The sequence below is a fragment of the Enterobacter sp. MGH85 genome, from assembly GCF_001037655.1.
GTDB lineage: Bacteria > Pseudomonadota > Gammaproteobacteria > Enterobacterales > Enterobacteriaceae > Enterobacter > Enterobacter intestinihominis.
In genome coordinates this window covers 2077225-2093978 of record NZ_KQ089925.1, presented here as the reverse complement: position 1 = coordinate 2093978, position 16754 = coordinate 2077225, and the positions used below count along the sequence as shown (strand labels likewise).

Annotated in this window: 15 protein-coding genes, 1 other RNA gene and 4 pseudogenes; 6 read left to right on the top strand and 14 right to left on the bottom strand. The window is 50.0% G+C overall.

All coding sequences use genetic code 11. The annotated features are described in order from the left end of the window. Positions 1 to 9 precede the first annotated feature (9 nt). Positions 10 to 1296: an HlyC/CorC family transporter gene (locus tag SK51_RS09940; RefSeq protein WP_032671396.1), complete on the top strand. Its 1287-nt coding sequence runs from the start codon at positions 10 to 12 to the stop codon at positions 1294 to 1296. A gap of 52 nt (positions 1297 to 1348) precedes the next feature. On the opposite strand, the gene grpE is transcribed toward SK51_RS09940, so the two are convergent. Continuing rightward, a complete protein-coding gene (gene grpE, locus SK51_RS09935) occupies positions 1349 to 1942 on the bottom strand; it encodes a nucleotide exchange factor GrpE (protein ID WP_003863126.1) in 594 nt (197 codons plus the stop codon). 122 nt (positions 1943 to 2064) lie between these two features. Here grpE and nadK point away from each other — a divergent pair, with 122 nt between their 5' ends. From nadK to bamE, 3 genes are all read left to right on the top strand, one after another. Then, complete coding sequence (nadK, locus tag SK51_RS09925; protein ID WP_022649070.1) at positions 2065 to 2943, top strand: NAD(+) kinase; 879 nt, start codon at positions 2065 to 2067, stop codon at positions 2941 to 2943. Between the two features lie 85 nt (positions 2944 to 3028). Beyond that, complete coding sequence (gene recN / locus SK51_RS09920) at positions 3029 to 4690, top strand: DNA repair protein RecN (RefSeq protein WP_023306740.1); 1662 nt, start codon at positions 3029 to 3031, stop codon at positions 4688 to 4690. A gap of 138 nt (positions 4691 to 4828) precedes the next feature. After that, positions 4829 to 5167: an outer membrane protein assembly factor BamE gene (gene bamE, locus SK51_RS09915; RefSeq protein WP_003863121.1), complete on the top strand. Its 339-nt coding sequence runs from the start codon at positions 4829 to 4831 to the stop codon at positions 5165 to 5167. Between the two features lie 61 nt (positions 5168 to 5228). Here bamE and SK51_RS09910 read toward each other — a convergent pair whose 3' ends face one another. Continuing rightward, the gene (locus SK51_RS09910; RefSeq protein ID WP_003863119.1) at positions 5229 to 5516 is read right to left on the bottom strand and encodes an RnfH family protein; all 288 of its coding nucleotides are present in this window, start codon (positions 5514 to 5516) and stop codon (positions 5229 to 5231) included. Beyond that, entirely contained in the window at positions 5506 to 5943 is a 438-nt protein-coding gene (locus tag SK51_RS09905; RefSeq protein ID WP_003863117.1) for a type II toxin-antitoxin system RatA family toxin, read from the bottom strand. Before SK51_RS09905 ends, SK51_RS09910 begins: the two co-directional genes overlap by 11 nt. Before the next feature lie 156 nt (positions 5944 to 6099). On the opposite strand from SK51_RS09905, the gene smpB reads away from it, so the two are divergent. Next, on the top strand, positions 6100 to 6582 hold the full coding sequence (gene smpB, locus SK51_RS09900) for an SsrA-binding protein SmpB (protein WP_003863115.1): 483 nt from the start codon (positions 6100 to 6102) through the stop codon (positions 6580 to 6582). 89 nt (positions 6583 to 6671) lie between these two features. Continuing rightward, positions 6672 to 7035, top strand: a transfer-messenger RNA (tmRNA) gene (gene ssrA / locus SK51_RS24115). A 480-nt stretch (positions 7036 to 7515) separates the two neighbouring features. Here the strand turns inward: ssrA and SK51_RS09895 are convergent. The 11 genes and pseudogenes from SK51_RS09895 to SK51_RS09855 all read right to left on the bottom strand — a co-directional run bounded on the left by SK51_RS09895 (position 7516) and on the right by SK51_RS09855 (position 16578). Then, positions 7516 to 8442, bottom strand: a complete 927-nt coding sequence (locus tag SK51_RS09895; RefSeq protein ID WP_023306741.1) for an RNA-guided endonuclease InsQ/TnpB family protein — start codon at positions 8440 to 8442, stop codon at positions 7516 to 7518. Between the two features lie 149 nt (positions 8443 to 8591). Then, the gene (locus SK51_RS09890; RefSeq protein WP_023306742.1) at positions 8592 to 10316 is read right to left on the bottom strand and encodes a FliC/FljB family flagellin; all 1725 of its coding nucleotides are present in this window, start codon (positions 10314 to 10316) and stop codon (positions 8592 to 8594) included. A 769-nt stretch (positions 10317 to 11085) separates the two neighbouring features. After that, positions 11086 to 11508, bottom strand: a complete 423-nt coding sequence (locus tag SK51_RS25200; RefSeq protein WP_032671399.1) for a hypothetical protein — start codon at positions 11506 to 11508, stop codon at positions 11086 to 11088. Positions 11509 to 11623: 115 nt separating this feature from the next. Beyond that, positions 11624 to 11899, bottom strand: a pseudogene (locus SK51_RS09885) (helix-turn-helix domain-containing protein); the annotation flags it as partial. 118 nt (positions 11900 to 12017) lie between these two features. Next, positions 12018 to 12341, bottom strand: a pseudogene (locus tag SK51_RS09880) (phage tail fiber protein); the annotation flags it as partial. Next, positions 12331 to 12513: a phage tail tip protein J-related protein gene (locus tag SK51_RS25850; RefSeq protein ID WP_425278775.1), complete on the bottom strand. Its 183-nt coding sequence runs from the start codon at positions 12511 to 12513 to the stop codon at positions 12331 to 12333. The gene SK51_RS25850 and the pseudogene SK51_RS09880, both read right to left, overlap by 11 nt. A gap of 339 nt (positions 12514 to 12852) precedes the next feature. Beyond that, positions 12853 to 13308: pseudogene (locus SK51_RS25420) on the bottom strand (phage terminase small subunit P27 family); the annotation flags it as partial. Between the two features lie 157 nt (positions 13309 to 13465). Then, positions 13466 to 13816, bottom strand: a complete 351-nt coding sequence (locus tag SK51_RS24100) for an HNH endonuclease (RefSeq protein ID WP_047353046.1) — start codon at positions 13814 to 13816, stop codon at positions 13466 to 13468. A 2-nt stretch (positions 13817 to 13818) separates the two neighbouring features. Further along, positions 13819 to 14406: pseudogene (locus SK51_RS09865) on the bottom strand (hypothetical protein); the annotation flags it as partial. A gap of 331 nt (positions 14407 to 14737) precedes the next feature. After that, positions 14738 to 15118 (bottom strand): hypothetical protein, encoded by a 381-nt coding sequence (locus SK51_RS25195; protein WP_023305917.1) that lies wholly within the window; start codon positions 15116 to 15118, stop codon positions 14738 to 14740. Positions 15119 to 15129: 11 nt separating this feature from the next. Beyond that, positions 15130 to 16578, bottom strand: coding sequence for a glycosyltransferase family 2 protein (locus SK51_RS09855; protein WP_048206665.1), 1449 nt, complete (start codon positions 16576 to 16578; stop codon positions 15130 to 15132). Positions 16579 to 16754: the final 176 nt, after the last annotated feature.

Here is a 16754-nt window from a genome sequence, read left to right as displayed (position 1 = left end):
GAGTTCCCCCTGGAACACATCTCTACCACCACGCTGATCGTCATTCTGGTCATCATGGTGGTCATTTCCGCTTATTTCTCTGGCTCTGAAACCGGCATGATGACGCTGAACCGCTACCGGTTACGTCATCGCGCCAAGCAGGGTAACCGTGCCGCGCGTCGTGTCGAAAAGCTTCTGCGTAAGCCGGACCGTCTGATTAGCCTGGTGCTTATCGGTAACAACCTGGTCAATATTCTCGCCTCTGCACTGGGCACCATCGTCGGGATGCGTCTGTACGGCAATGCAGGCGTGGCGATTGCCACAGGTGTGCTCACGTTTGTGGTACTGGTGTTTGCGGAAGTGCTACCCAAAACCATCGCGGCGCTTTACCCGGAAAAAGTCGCCTACCCGAGCAGCTTCCTGTTAGCACCGCTGCTTATTCTGATGATGCCGCTGGTCTGGCTGCTGAATATGGTGACACGGGTGCTGATGCGCATGGTTGGTATAAAGGCAGACGTCACCATCAGCAGCGCGCTCAGCAAAGACGAACTGCGTACCATCGTGAACGAATCCCGCTCGCAGATCTCCCGTCGCAATCAGGACATGCTCCTGTCGGTGCTGGATCTGGAAAAGGTCAGCGTTGACGACATTATGGTGCCGCGCAATGAAATCGTCGGGATTGATATTAACGACGACTGGAAGGCCATTGTCCGCCAGCTGACGCACTCCCCGCACGGGCGTATCGTCCTCTATCGCGATTCTCTCGACGATGCCATCAGCATGCTGCGTGTGCGCGAGGCCTATCGTCTGATGACTGAGAAAAACGAGTTCACCAAAGAGGTGATGCTGCGCGCCGCCGACGAAATTTACTACGTGCCGGAAGGCACCCCGCTGAGCACGCAGCTGGTGAAGTTCCAGCGAAACAAGAAGAAAGTCGGTCTGGTGGTGGATGAATACGGCGACATACAGGGACTGGTGACGGTCGAAGATATTCTGGAAGAGATTGTCGGGGACTTTACCACGTCAATGTCGCCTTCCCTTGCAGAAGAAGTCACCCCGCAAAACGACGGGTCAGTGCTTATCGACGGCAGCGCCAACATTCGTGAAATCAATAAAGCGTTTAACTGGCATTTGCCGGAAGACGAAGCGCGGACGATGAACGGAATGATCCTGGAAGCGCTGGAAGAGATCCCGGCGGCAGGCACGCGCGTGCGCATTGAGCAGTATGATATTGATATTCTGGACGTTCAGGGCAACATGATTAAGCAGGTGAAGGTCCTGCCCGTTAAACCTTTACGCGAAAGTATCGCCGAGTAATGTTGTAGGCCGGGTAAGGCGAAGCCGCCACCCGGCACTACGGGTCGGCAAATTACGCTTTCGCTTTCGCCACGGTCACCATCGCAGCGCGAATAGTACGACCGTTCAGGGTATACCCTTTCTGCATCACGCCCAGTACGTTACCCGCGGCAACGTCTTCGGATTCCACCATCGCAATGGCCTGGTGAACGTTTGGATCCAGCGGTACATCCGTATCGGCAATCACTTCAACACCGAACTTACGCACCACATCCAGCATGGATTTCAGCGTCAGCTCGATGCCTTCAATCATCGCCGCGTTATCCGGATTAGCTTTATCCGCCACTTCCAGCGCGCGATCCAGGCTGTCGATCACCGGAAGCAGTTCGTTGACGAATTTCTCCAGCGCAAATTTGTGCGCCTTTTCAACGTCCAGCTCGGTACGACGGCGCAGGTTTTCCATTTCCGCTTTGATACGCAGTACGCCATCGCGTTCGCGATTCTGCGCTTCTACCAACTGAGCTTCCAGATTGGCAATTTTTTCATCGCGCGGGTCCACCTGCTCAGCAGACGTGTCTGGCTCTACTGCCTCAACTTCATCGTGCTGTTCCGTGATAATTTCTTCAGGGGCTTGCCCCTCAGGCGTTTTCTGTTCTTTACTACTCATGAATTTCTCCGCGTTTTTCTGCATTCATCTCGCTAACTTCGCTTATTATGGGGATCAGTTTCCTGGATTCAAGGGAACAAGGCAGATTGTCATCATTCATCAGGCACAAGGACCTCCAGAAAATGAATAATCATTTCAGGTGTATTGGGATCGTCGGCCATCCGCGTCACCCTACCGCATTGACGACACATGAAATGTTGTATCGCTGGCTGTGTGGTAAAGGCTATGAAGTGATGGTCGAGCAGCAGATCGCCCAAGAGTTGCAGCTTAAAAGCGTCAGAACCGGCACGCTGGCGGAAATTGGCCAGCAGGCGGATCTCGCCGTGGTGGTCGGCGGCGACGGCAATATGCTGGGCGCGGCGCGAACGCTGGCTCGCTATGATATTAAGGTTATTGGTATTAACCGTGGCAATCTTGGTTTCCTGACCGACCTCGACCCGGACAATGCGCAACAGCAGCTGGCGGACGTGCTGGAAGGTCACTATATCAGTGAAAAACGGTTTTTACTTGAAGCCCAGGTCTGCCAGCAGGATTGCCAGAAGCGCATCAGCACCGCTATTAACGAGGTGGTTCTCCACCCTGGTAAAGTGGCGCACATGATCGAGTTCGAAGTCTATATCGACGAAATCTTCGCTTTCTCGCAGCGGTCTGACGGGCTGATTATTTCAACCCCGACGGGGTCAACTGCCTATTCGCTTTCAGCCGGAGGCCCAATCCTGACGCCATCGCTGGATGCGATCACCCTGGTGCCGATGTTCCCGCATACGCTCTCGGCGCGTCCGCTGGTGATAAACGGCGACAGCACCATCCGCCTGCGTTTTTCACATCGCCGCAGCGACCTGGAGATCAGCTGCGACAGCCAGATTGCGCTTCCCATTCAGGAAGGAGAAGATGTCCTCATTCGCCGCTGCGATTATCACCTGAACCTTATCCATCCAAAAGATTACAGTTATTTCAATACATTAAGCTCAAAACTCGGCTGGTCAAAAAAATTGTTCTGATTTTACATCCAGCGCTTTACTGTATATAAAACCAGTTTATACTGTATACAAACACAGTTATGGTTTTTCATACAGGAAAACAATTATGCTGGCACAACTGACCATCAGCAACTTTGCCATTGTTCGTGAGCTTGAGATCGACTTCCATAGTGGAATGACGGCGATTACCGGTGAAACCGGTGCAGGTAAATCCATTGCCATTGATGCCCTCGGCTTGTGCCTCGGCGGTCGTGCAGAGGGTGATATGGTGCGCACAGGTGCGGCCCGTGCCGATCTCTGCGCCCGCTTCTCGTTAAAAGACACGCCTGCCGCCCTGCGCTGGCTGGAAGCGAACCAGCTGGAAGATGGACGTGAGTGTTTACTTCGTCGCGTCATCAGCAGTGACGGCCGCTCCCGCGGTTTTATCAATGGTACAGCGGTTCCCCTTTCCCAGCTTCGCGAGCTGGGCCAGCTGCTCATCCAGATCCATGGTCAGCACGCGCACCAGCAGCTAATCAAACCCGAACAGCAGAAAGCCCTGCTCGATGGCTACGCGGGTGAGTGCGCGCTTACTCAACTCATGGCGGAGCACTATCGTCAGTGGCATCAAAGCTGCCGCGAACTTGCGCAGCATCAACAGCAAAGCCAGGAGCGTACCGCGCGCGCCGAGCTGCTGGAATATCAGTTGAAAGAGCTGAACGAATTTAACCCTCAGGCGGGTGAATTTGAGCAAATCGACGAGGAGTACAAGCGTCTGGCCAACAGCGGTCAGCTGCTTTCCATCAGCCAGAATGCCCTGAACATGCTGGCGGATGGCGAAGACGTGAATTTGCAGAGCCAACTATATACCGTGCGTCAGCTTGTGACCGAACTGACCGGCATGGACAATAAGCTTTCTGGCGTACTGGAAATGCTGGAAGAGGCCGCAATTCAGATTTCAGAAGCCGGGGATGAGCTGCGCCACTACTGTGAACGTCTGGATCTCGACCCGAACCGTCTGTTCGAGCTTGAGCAACGCATCTCCCGTCAGATTTCACTGGCGCGTAAGCATCACGTTACCCCGGAAGAGCTGCCGAATTACTATCAGTCTCTGCTGGAGGAACAGCAGCAGCTGGACGATCAGGCCGATTCCCTCGAAACCTTGTCTCTGGCGGTTAATCTGCATCATCAGCAGGCGCTGGAAACGGCGAAACGGCTGCACGACGTGCGACAGCACTATGCTCTGGAGCTTAGCCAGCATATTACCGACAGCATGCATACGCTGGCGATGCCGCATGGGGTGTTCACTATTGATGTTCGCTTTGAAGAGCATCACCTGACGGCGGAAGGCGCAGACCGCGTAGAATTCCGCGTCACCACCAACCCGGGCCAGCCTTTACAGGCGATTTCGAAAGTGGCTTCTGGCGGTGAACTGTCGCGTATCGCCCTGGCCATTCAGGTGATTACCGCCCGTAAAATGGAAACCCCGGCGTTGATTTTCGATGAAGTGGATGTGGGTATCAGCGGCCCGACCGCGGCCGTTGTCGGCAAACTGCTGCGTCAGTTGGGTGAATCGACGCAGGTTATGTGTGTGACTCACCTGCCGCAGGTCGCCGGCTGTGGTCATCACCACTTTATCGTTAGCAAGGAAACCGATGGCGAAATGACGGAAACGCACATGAAGCCGCTGGATAAACGCTCACGCTTGCAGGAGCTGGCACGCCTGCTGGGGGGCAGTGAAGTCACCCGTAATACGCTCGCGAATGCGAAAGAACTGCTGGCGGCATAAACTTTTTCGGGATCTCAGGGTCATACAGAACAATAAAAACGCCGCCAGACCAGTTTCAAAGTGGGGCAAGGTCTATTATCATCGGCATATTACATATGAGCCGCGTACTGCTCGGGCCCGAAAAGGAATCAAATCACTATGCGCTGTAAAACGCTGACCGCTGCCGCAGCGGTTCTTCTGATGTTGACCGCAGGCTGTTCCACTCTGGAGAAAGTGGTTTACCGTCCTGATATCAACCAGGGGAACTACCTTACTCCTAACGATGTGTCCAAAATCCGCGTAGGTATGACACAACAGCAGGTCGCTTATGCCCTGGGAACCCCGATGATGTCCGATCCGTTCGGCACAAATACGTGGTTCTATGTATTCCGCCAGCAGCCTGGTCATGAAGATGTGACCCAGCAAACCCTGACGCTGACCTTCAGCAGTGCCGGCGTGCTGACCAACATCGACAACAAGCCTGCCCTGACCAAATAATCAGGCGTCAGCAACGCAAAAAGGTGCTCAATGAGCACCTTTTTTGTGTATGTTTATTTGGCTACTTACCGGATTTCTCTGCTCGCTGACGGCGCAACTCTTTCGGGTCGGCAATCAGCGGACGATAGATTTCAACCCTGTCGCCCTCTTTCAGCACATCACCGAGCTTAACCGGACGGCTATAAATGCCGACTTTATTCTTCGCCAGGTCAATATCACGGCGAAGTTCAAGGATGCCGGAGGCCCGGATAGCCGCCTCAACGGTGGCGCCCTCTTCAAGCGTCACGCGCTGCAAATACTGCTTCTCCGGCAGCGCATACACCACCTCAACAGCAATCTTATGCGACACTGTAAACCTCTTTGGCGCGCGTGGTGAACGCCTGAACCATATTCGAGGCCAGCTCTTTAAATATTCGGCCAAACGCCAGTTCGATCAGCTTATTGGTAAATTCAAAATCCAGATGAAACTCAATGCGGCAGGCGTCAGCGCTCAGTGGCGTAAACTTCCACCCTCCCATCAGTTTTTTAAACGGACCATCCACCAGATGCATCAAAATACTCTGATTGCTCGTCAGGGTATTGCGCGTGGTGAACGTTTTGCTGATCCCCGCTTTGGAGACATCCACGGCCGCAGTCATCTGCGTCGGGCCGGATTCCAGCACCCGACTACCGGTGCATCCTGGAATAAATTCCGGATAGGACTGAACGTCGTTCACTAACTGATACATTTGTTCCGCGCTGTAGGGAACAAGCGCAGTACGGCTAATCTGAGGCATAGCATTTTCCATGGTCACACAACAGACAAATAATAACATTTATCACCTGTTAAAAAAACGCTAAGCCTTATCTCGTGCTAAGATAGCGCGTTAGACCTCACAGGACGCAATGAGGTGACTTTTTAAAATCAGATTACCGACGGCTTTACGACACTTATGACGAAGAAAAAAGCACATAAACCTGGTTCGGCGACCATTGCGCTCAACAAGCGTGCTCGCCACGAGTATTTCATCGAAGAAGAATTCGAGGCCGGCCTTGCGTTGCAGGGCTGGGAAGTAAAATCGCTGCGTGCCGGGAAAGCCAACATCGGCGACAGCTACGTGATCCTGAAAGACGGTGAGGCCTTCCTGTTCGGCGCGAACTTTACGCCGCTGACCGTCGCCTCTTCACATTACGTTTGCGATCCAACCCGCACCCGTAAGCTGCTGCTGAACAAGCGCGAGCTGGAATCCCTCTACGGACGCATCAACCGCGAAGGCTTCACCGTAGTTGCGCTCTCTTTGTACTGGAAAAACGCCTGGTGCAAAGTGAAAATCGGCGTGGCGAAAGGTAAGAAACAGCACGACAAGCGTACTGACCTGAAAGCACGCGAGTGGCAGCTCGACAAAGCACGTATCATGAAAAACGCAGGACGTTGATTCTGCGCGCTTATTGTACTATTCAACAAGTTAGCGTTTCGGGCTGGTATCGAGGAAGTGAAATCTGGTATACTGAGTTCAACACTATTGGGGCTGATTCTGGATTCGACGGGATTTGCGAAACCCAAGGTGCATGCCGAGGGGCGGTTTGCCTCGTTAAAAGCCGCAAAAAAATAGTCGCAAACGACGAAAACTACGCTTTAGCAGCTTAATAACCTGCTAAGAGCCCTCTCTCCCTAGCTTCCGCTCTTAAGACGGGGATCAAAGAGAGGTCAAACCCAAAAGAGATCGCGTGGAAACCCTGCCTGGGGTTGAAGCGTTAAAACTAATCAGGCTAGTTCGTTAGTGGCGTGTTTGTCCGCAGCTGGCGTGCGAATGTAAAGACAAACTAAGCATGTAGTACCGAGGATGTAGAAATTTCGGACGCGGGTTCAACTCCCGCCAGCTCCACCACTTTTGATAGCACTGCAACCGGACAGTGGAAATAAAAACAGCCACTTACGGACACTGACCAGACAGCAGGCAGACCGAGAAAAGACAAAAATATGCACGTGAAATGCACGTGCACTTTAAAAGAACCCCAGATTTCATGCGCTGGGGTTTTTCTATTTGTAACTAAGGGTAACAAAAATCCTTCACCATTTTGCACCCTACTCGCCTCGAGACTGTTTTTTTCACAGCAAGCGCTGTATATAATCACAGTCATATTTAAGCAGCGTTCGATGACTAATTTACTAAAGGTGCACAAACTGGTGTGCCAAAGTATTGACCAGACGTTGACATTCTCAGTATCAATAACCGAGATTTTTGCTTCATCGGAAGTTGAAATAACCCCCCTCCACAAACTGACACGACATGCCCTGCCGCCAGCAATTTATCTAAGGCCATATAAACAGCTGTATATAACTCTTATTTAATCATTAATAAACTACGCTAATCGCCCAACCGAATTACCTTACCACCCAACCATTCTTGCTTATACATTAACTGCCTAACAAATTCATAAGTCATGCTTACAGAACCATTATTTTTATCAGGTAAAGAATCCGTTAAATTAACCAACTCTACAATAGCGTGTTTTTTGCATATTGCCGTAGTTATTTTATGTAAGGCATCCAGTCTCCGCCTGCTTGACCTTGCTTTTACGCCGTCAATTTTCTTTTTAGTTTTTAGCCAGTTACTGCTGTATTTTACTTTTCTGCCTAGTATATTATTCAGGTTCCTTAGCTTTTTATTACCTTCCATGTTGGCAAATTGCTCGACCAGACTCTCACACGCTGTGAGTTGCATAAGCCATTCATTATTTAGCAAAATTTTGGTTTTGCTAAATGATGGATGAAGGGGTTCAGGAACAACTTCTTCTGTATTAAAGCTTATATACCATTTATCAAGCTTTCTTGAAATAGTAACATTCTTTAATACTCCTGTTATCTCTCGGCTTTTACGATACTTAACCCACCCTAGTTTGGGCAATGATACTAAATGCTTTTCTTGGTCCAGTCTGACTCTTTGGCATGGCACTCTAAAAGAATCATTACGGCCTTTCTTTTTGAATCGAGGATATTGTGACTTTCCCGAAAAGAAGTTTTTAAAAGCTCTATCCAGATCTCTTAATGATTGTTGCAAGCACTGTGATGGAGCCATTTTTAGCCATGCAAGGCACTCTTCGTTTTTCCAATTAACTAGTTCTGATGCTAGTTGATTGTAATTCAAGAATTTCTTACCCGAATCATAATTCTCATTAATAAGAGCAAGTCCTTTATTGTATACAAATCGACAGGAACCTGCGAAAACCAAAAAGTCATTCATATGAGTTTTATTCGGCTCAAGCAAAAATTTAAATGCCTGTTTCTTAATCACAATAGAACCTATACACGCTCAATTTGAGAAAGCCAATTTTAAATGATGATCGGCTTTTTTATCGAGTGAATATGACGGCTATGTTCAGCTATATTCATTCGATAAAAAAGCCCTGCATGTGCAGGGCTTTACGGTTTAGTAGTGCTGAATTAGCCTTGCAGCAGAGACAGAACCTGCTGAGGAACCTGGTTAGCTTTAGCCAACACGGAGTTACCGGCCTGCTGGATGATCTGCGCTTTAGACATATTTGACACTTCGGTCGCATAGTCGGCGTCCTGAATACGGGACTGCGCTTCAGACAGGTTGGTGGTGGTGTTGTTCAGGTTGGTTACTGCAGAATGCAGACGGTTCTGTACAGCACCCAGGGAAGAACGGAATTTGTCGATAGAGCTGATTGCATCGTCCAGCGCTTTCAGTGGGTCAGCAGTGGTTGCTGCTTTAGTTGCTGCATCTGTGGTGAATTTCCCATCTTCCTGTACATATACAGCCTTACCGGAATTGTTAGTAATGGAGCCGTCTTTCTGCAGGAAAATCTCAGTTTCATTCTTGGCAGCTAACGTACCGTCAGTCTGAGTGTAAGCTTGATTACCACCAATTGTAACTTTGCCAGTATTAGCTGCTACTGTCGTTGTGCCAGTTGTGAAACCAGTCGTTTTGGTAGCAGACTGCATAGCTTCAGCGCTGATTCGGGCACCAGTAACTACAATTGCACCACTCTGACCAGCAACAGTTGCACCCGCTAATTTGATTTCAGTCTTATCTTCGGTCGTAATGGTGACTGGAACTGCCGCCGCAGGAGTAGTTGTGTTTTGAGTAAGAGCATCAAGAGTTGCAGGCTTAATACCAGCACCAGCACTGTTCTGAGTCAGGTTGCCATCAATACCAATGAAAAGCTTGGAACCATCTTTCGCAGTGATTTTACCATCGCTTGACAGAACAACATCTACAGATGTTGCACCAATCTTAACGTTCAGATTAGCGGTATCACCTGCTTTAGGAGTCAGGATAGATTGTAACTTGGCGCTATTACTTGGAGTTGTTCCGTCACCAGCTGCAATAGTAGCATTGAATGTAAAATCATTAGTATCTTTATGATACGTATAGTTATTACCAGTAACAGCGTCGAAACCACTGGTAATATTAGCATTAACTACGGCAGTATCACCTAAGCCAGCAAACACGTCAGCTACGGTAGATTCGTTCAATCCCGCGCTTACTGTATACTTAGTTACGCCATTAGCATCTGCAGCAGGAGCAGCGATAGGACCGCCAGCAGCTGTTGTAGTGAGCTGAGCAGCTGTCAAATCAGCTTTAGTTGCTGCCTTATTAGCTACTGAACCTTCACCATTAACGTTAAAGCCAGTCAGGTTCAGAGTAGACGAGTCAATTTTTTTCAGGTCGATAGTGATGGTCTGGCCATCGTTCGCGCCAACCTGAATTTTCATGGAGCCGTCTTTTGCCAGCACGTTCACGCCGTTGAACTGGGTCTGACCGGATACGCGGTCAATTTCGTCCAGACGGGATTTGATTTCGTCCTGGATGGAGTCCAGGTCAGACTTGGAGTTGGTGCCAGTAGAAGACTGAACAGTCAGCTCACGGATACGCTGTAAGTTGTTGTTGATTTCAGACAGTGCGCCTTCAGTAGTCTGTGCAACGGAGATACCGTCGTTGGCGTTACGGGCAGCCTGAGTCAGACCTTTGATGTTAGAGGTGAAACGGTTAGCAATCGCCTGGCCAGCAGCGTCATCTTTTGCGCTGTTGATACGCAGACCGGAAGACAGACGCTCAATGGCAGTAGACATTGAAGACTGGTTTTTGTTGATGTTGTTCTGGGTGATCAGCGAGAGGCTGTTGGTATTGATGACTTGTGCCATGATAGTAATTCCTATTTGACTGAACTTAAATTAAGTTTACGGCTTCCACCATTTGGCTCCTGCGCCGCTATGTTCACTATCGGCAACGTACTCTGGACCTTTAGAAGAAAAAGTGAAAAACCATCCCCATCTGCTTTCAGGCATCAAACGAAAGATAGTTGTTTACTTTTAATACAATGTGATAAGTTCGTTTTAACGCCCCCTAAACCACCATGATAAAGCTAAACAATTCAATATGTTGAGCATAGTAAATAAACTATCTCGTTTGACAAACTGGCTCCCCCTTCTGAACCTCTAATCTCTTCATTTCTCAGTACTCAACAAGCCAGCATAACTCCATGCTCCGATGGTAAGACCTATCCAAGGCATAAATGCTTAGCTATCTCATCGGATGCCACCTTGGTTTATCTGTCTTTTTTAGTAGGTGTGTGTAAGCTGGTTTTACATTACAGTCATTCTTTGTCTAATACATGATCAGGAGATTTGTTCAGTGAATGTTTCCGCCCGTTTTGTTATACTCTTAAATCTTGCATGCGCTGCTTTATTATTTACTCTACTCAATGCTCGGTTTGATTTATTCTGATCAGGTTCTCATTTCACTTACTTGAAATCCCTCCCAAGATTTATGCAAGTACATATCTTATATCCAATCGAGTAGTAAATCGACAATCATCAGGGAGAATAATGACTTGATAAAGGACGTGATCATAGACCATCGTCCTAATCTTCCATACACAGGTGGGTATGTTGTGTATGAACCCCCGTCCAACTAGTTCCTTCCGATTACCCTTAAAGCACTTTTCATGGTGATGTTTTTCCTTGTTACATATTTGGATGCTTGTTTTAAGGCATTATTCATTGCTATTACAGTCACAGGCCTAGCTAATCCTTTAACTCGATTTGATCTACTCTGGAAAACATAAATATCAGAAGAATTGCAATCCTTTCTGCACGCAATTAACTTAGAAAGCAATAAATTTAATCTAATTGTTCGTGGCTCAAATTTTGGAGTTCCAGCCAAGTGCAGCATGTCATCTTCGATATCGGAATATCTAATAGTAATCACCCTGCTGCCTTCAGCACGGAGAGAAAACAATGTTAACCATAAGTCTGCCCAAGTTGATGAGATTTTAGACAATTCAACGTGAATAGCCCTGAACTCTTCTGGTGTAATAGAATCTGTTTTTGCCATGAATACCCCCAATGCTCAACCCAACCGCTCACCAAAATTTCAACAACTTTATTACATTCTTTCAATACTTTATTACGAAAATTGTATTAAATGTTCAATATTTTTTCCTCTGCCCCTACTGCGCCGGAAATTTCTTATACAAGGTGCACACCGCAACGTCGTAAATAATCGCCACCTGCTTCCGATCCACTCCGTTTGCGATCAACCTGCCAGCCTGAGCCCATTGCTCAGGTGTCAATTTTGGCCGCCTCCCACCGATTCGCCCTTTCTCACGGGCTGCGGCCAACCCAGCCCGAGTGCGCTCCACTATCAACTCCCTCTCCATTTCAGCCAGAGCTGACATGATATGAAAGATGAAGCGGCCCATCGGGCTTGATGTATCAATGCTGTTAAAGAAGCCGCTAAACTCAGCCAGTTAGGTTCGTAAAAAATCTACGCAGCCACCCATTCAGGATACCGCAGCCCGTCGCATGCAAGAGCGGACTGCGATTTTCTCAGGAACCTTGCTCTTAAATAGTAACTGTTAATGCATCTTTGCGTCGCTGGTTCCAGAGGCTGTCCACGGGCATTTCCACGCGAACACTTACGAACTGGTCACGGGGGATGTCGACAGGTTCGCCATCCGCCACACCCTTCAATACGTTCCTCGCAAATGACGGCGCTGTAGGGTATTCCCGGTGGAATGTTTTTACCAGCACCGATCCGTCTGCATTTACCTCATAATCCAGCCAGATAAGCGGCTGCTTATTGCGATCGGTTGGGATGTCAAAACCTCCATCTATCCCACCCCATGCCGCGTCAGCGTTCAGCCCCACACACCCTTCAATCAGATAGCCTGGTTTCGCCGGATGTCCAGAAATCAAACTGCGTTGATACGTTCGTCACTGCTGCAAGGCGCGGGTACAGCGTGATGGCAAAATAGCTTTGCTCAATATCGACCCGTGACGGCGCAGGCGGGGCCTGAATGCTGAATTCAAGATATGCCTCCGGCGACTCTGCCCCCATCTGGTTTACCGCAGTGACGTGAGCCGTGTAGGTAGACTGGACAAGCCCTGTCAGGCGGGTAAAGGAACCCGGAACCTGAACAGAGAGCACCGTCTGACCCGCCTTGCGGATCACAACCTTGTTGTAAACAAACTGCCCGATGTTCTGCCAGGACAGCACGCCCTGAACCACCTGCCCAATTTCCTCGACGGTGTATTTCAGGTTCTGCGGCTGCGCCACCCCACCAGATGGCAGCTGCGTGAACGGCGGCCGCTCAATTGGCTTGCCTATCGCATCACCCCAGACATCAGCAGTCTCCTGTTTGAGGGTGATCTGCACCCCGTTCTGTACACCGAACCGCCAGTCGGTCAGCGGGTCAACCGCTTCAGGACCTTTTGCATTTACTTTCGATCGGCTGGCTGGAGTCATGCCGAACTCACCAAGCATGGCACGCAGACGTTTCCAGGCATCAGCTTTCATGATGGCGGCGGGGTGAGCCTTGATCAGCACATCCCCGCTCTGCGTTTCGGTCCGGTAGGTGTAGCCCTCAACTTCAAGCGTGTCGCAGTGATGCCGGTATTCGGTATAGGCCTCAACCAGCAGCTCAAGGGCTCTGGCATCAAGCTGAGACATCACACCGATAGCATCAAGCTCGTCGGCCATCCGTTTAAACCAGTATTTCCCCTGCTTGTCGAAATGCTTCGGCGTTGGGGGTACCCCTGAAGGGGGTTTTGGTTCGTTCTCATTGATCGGGCGTTTAGATGGGTTACCCCTCACCAAACGTAGATGGGTCGGGGTTTTCGGTGGTCCAGACATAATCGAAAACTCCTATTAATCATCGAATGGGGGACCCCATAAAAAAGTTTTCTAACCTGCGACGATGTGAAAAGAGGTTAGGCGGCGGTCCTTTAGGGTGATTCCCCTGAGGTTTTTACCCACCCTCCCCCTTTCTCATTTCAAATGAGAAATGATGTCATTTGAGTCTCTCGACCGCTGTCTTCGCTCTGTGGCAGGGCTTGCAGAGGCTTTCGAGGTTGGACAGGTCATCGGTACCCCCATTTGCTTTGGCGATGATGTGGTCCACCGTCTCAGCGGGTGTATACCTTCCATTTCGCAGGCATTCCTGACAAAGGTGTTTATCTCTGCCGAGAACGATTGGGCGCAGCCTGTCCCACTTACTGCCATAGCCTCGCTGATGCCTGCTCTGTCCCCGCTGATGCTGCTGCCAGCCTTCGTTGATGTGTTTGGGACAATATCCTGAGCGATCTGTGGTTGTGCCGGGGCAGCCACGCTTGCGGCATGCTCTCGGTATTAACGCAGGCATCAGGCTAACCTCCACGCCCGGCGGCGTTCTGTACGTGGCGCTGAGTCAGGGTGACGCTCAACAGGCTCACCATCAGCATGATCCACCAGCGAGTAACACGGATAAACCACCGCGCCGCCATAGGCATCCCCGACTGCATAGTCGGCTGGCTTACTGCTGTCCCATCGAGAAAGGACTCGTTCAATATGCTGAGGCGGTACGCTGTAGCACACGCCGTGTATAAGGCGCGGCAGCGTGATGAAGTCAGACCGTGTCTTGTCAGCAACAATCAGACGTTCGGCTACCTGCATCTGATACTGTGGTGGTCGGCCAGTGCCCAGGTAAAAACTCACCAGCGATTCCGGGAAGCGGTTAAGCCAGCTCGTGACTGAAGTGAAGAACAAGTCCACTGGCATCGCATCATCTTCAACAACAACTACCCGGCAGGTTTGTTCTGCTGTCCACTCAAGCGCACGCCGATGATTCCAGTTCGCACCGTGGTTACCGTCATCAATAAGCAGATGGGCATCCAGCATCGCAGCGAGACGTTGTGCATGAACTATGCGAGAAACATGGCCGACCACCACAAACTTAATCTCTTCAGCCACCAGCGAATCTCCAATAAAAAAGCCGCACGATGGCGGCTACTGTCTGAATATCAGGGTGTTGCTCCGCTTTAACCCTGGTTAAGGTAAGCATTCAGCCCGTCAGTGGTGGGACACTGGCGCACTCTGTCGCGGGGGGATAGCTGATTACCTCCGATAAGGAAAATACCCATGAGCTCCATGTCAGAACTGGAAAAAGCAGTTGCAGATTTACAACGTGAATTAAAGATTGAAAAAGCCACCAATAAACTGGTTTTTTCTTTGATTATTGAAGCTGTTAACAAGCTGTCACCAAAACAGAATGTTGGGGACGTTCTGATGGATGTACTGAAGGAGGTTACACCGCCTGAAATTTCATCTGCCCCAGATGCTCACGAAGCGATTGAGAGAGTTGAGAAAATAATTCAGAAGAAGCAATCGCGTTCGTAACTTCCTGAATTAAATCGTCGGCGGCTCGGTGCTGAGCCGCATTCACAATCTGATCGATTACAGTTTTCGCGTGAGTTTCAGCGCGCTGCTTGTAACCTTCAAGAGTAAAGTCTGCTGTAATGTCTTCACGATAAGGTACAGTCAACATGTTTTTCTTATCGAGCTGTACTTTGACTTCACCGCCAATAGCCTCTACTGTTTTACAGTCCAGTCCCTCTGCTGAGGAGTAACCATTAATTTTGAAACTTACAGATTTTTGGGTCGGGAACTCAACCTCATACGAAATCATAAGACCTCCTGTTATTTATGGCGCCACCAGGCATTTTCTTTGCCGATGCCATCAGTTTTGAAAACGGTATGTACCAGAGGGCCGGTGACCAGCCTGTCAGCGAATGACTTCGCAACAATGCCGAACGCCAGCATGTCGCCCACCGCGGCGCCAGCCTGTTCTTTCTTCCAGAAACGATAACTCTCGATCCGGTAGTAAAGTCGGATGATGCCGTGAGCGAACGCCATAACATCAGCGCGGGTACCACCCAGCAGCCCAGCGTTTAGCATCACATCGTTGCGATGCTCTTCAATGAACTCCTGATAGATGCGCTCCGGATGATTCTGCTTTGCCCAGGTATCGGCGTAGGTCTTTGGTTCTGAACCGACATACACCTTTCCGGCTTCCATTTCTTCCCACGGCGCGCGAAGCATTTCGACATCGGTACACCAGACGAACCGGTATTCAGGGTGTTCTCGCAGGTGCTGCCAGATGTGCAGCCAGCGACGGAAGTAGACATTCATCTTCACGTCAGGTACGAGATACAGCTCAACATCTGCCGGGGCCGCCAGTAATTCATCCACCAGCGCTATACGCCCACACTGGCGAAGCGAGGCCGCCCATTTAGCCAGCATGTCAGGCGAGGCCGCCATTTTCGTGCCGCGCTGCGGGTCAGGCTGACTGGTAAGCAGCGTTGTGATAACCACATCGCGCTGCTGGCGGTATTCAGCGTAACCAGTAAACCCGGCATCACGCCGTTCGTTGTGGATCTTCACGTTACGTTCCACCAGCGCCTGTCGATCGGGACGCGGTACCGAACGCTCTACGGCTTCATGCTCATCGAGAGAATGAATCAGCTTTTCTGAACCGACCACATCACCGTAAGCCCACGTCGTCAGGCCAGCGTTATGGATACGTAGCGCGAGGTCACTGTGTTCGTACATGCCGCGACCATAAACCGGATCGAATCCACCCACCTTCTCGATGGCGCTACGGTGGTAATAGAGCATCACTCCGCGCTGCCCGGTGTACGCCACATGCTGATCGTCACGGTAAAGCACCGAAAGGTCATTGAGCTTATTCTGGCCAGCAAGATCGAGGAACTGGTAAGCCAGGTGTGGCTCGGGTGATTCGATGTAAGGGAGGTGCCAGTTATCAGCGATAGGCCAGGCATCATCATCCCACAGAAAAAGATGCTCGCACCCGGCATCCATCATGGCTGACAGGCTGGCGTTCTTCGAAGCAACAATGCCGAGTGATGTTTCATGGCGAAGCAGCTGCACGCCGTGTGGCACTACCGCTGCAGGTTTTGAACCATCATCGACAACCACCACCAGCGCACCGGCCGGCAGGTGCATCATGTGCTGTGCAAGCGCTCGTTTCAAAACGTCGGCGCGCTGGTGTGTCGTTATTGCAATACCGATCCGCGATGAAATGATGCTGGCAGGCGCATACGGGACACCATCAATAGTGACCTGCATAATTTTCCTCTGGGAAGTTTATTAATTATCTTATTCGTAATAATGGATGGTCTGACGATAGCAATGGATGATGTTGATAGTTAATCACTAGGGAAGTAGAACAAATCTAAGTTAAACTACTGGTCTGATATGTATAAATTAATGATACATGTCATTATTTTTGCGAACCAAACTAA

Bases quoted from the DNA above. Each gene is read 5' to 3' on its own strand.
- nadK (WP_022649070.1), top strand. From the start codon at position 2,065: ATGAATAATCATTTCAGGTGTATTGGGATCGTCGGCCATCCGCGTCAC.
- grpE (WP_003863126.1), bottom strand. From the start codon at position 1,942: ATGAGTAGTAAAGAACAGAAAACGCCTGAGGGGCAAGCCCCTGAAGAA.
- SK51_RS09905 (WP_003863117.1), bottom strand. From the start codon at position 5,943: ATGCCTCAGATTAGCCGTACTGCGCTTGTTCCCTACAGCGCGGAACAA.
- SK51_RS25850 (WP_425278775.1), bottom strand. From the start codon at position 12,513: ATGGGGGCAGAGTCGCCGGAGGCATATCTTGAATTCAGCATTCAGGCC.
- SK51_RS25200 (WP_032671399.1), bottom strand. From the start codon at position 11,508: ATGGCAAAAACAGATTCTATTACACCAGAAGAGTTCAGGGCTATTCAC.
- SK51_RS09855 (WP_048206665.1), bottom strand. From the start codon at position 16,578: ATGCAGGTCACTATTGATGGTGTCCCGTATGCGCCTGCCAGCATCATT.
- SK51_RS09890 (WP_023306742.1), bottom strand. From the start codon at position 10,316: ATGGCACAAGTCATCAATACCAACAGCCTCTCGCTGATCACCCAGAAC.
- smpB (WP_003863115.1), top strand. From the start codon at position 6,100: ATGACGAAGAAAAAAGCACATAAACCTGGTTCGGCGACCATTGCGCTC.
- SK51_RS25195 (WP_023305917.1), bottom strand. From the start codon at position 15,118: ATGATTTCGTATGAGGTTGAGTTCCCGACCCAAAAATCTGTAAGTTTC.
- bamE (WP_003863121.1), top strand. From the start codon at position 4,829: ATGCGCTGTAAAACGCTGACCGCTGCCGCAGCGGTTCTTCTGATGTTG.
- SK51_RS24100 (WP_047353046.1), bottom strand. From the start codon at position 13,816: ATGCCTGCGTTAATACCGAGAGCATGCCGCAAGCGTGGCTGCCCCGGC.
- recN (WP_023306740.1), top strand. From the start codon at position 3,029: ATGCTGGCACAACTGACCATCAGCAACTTTGCCATTGTTCGTGAGCTT.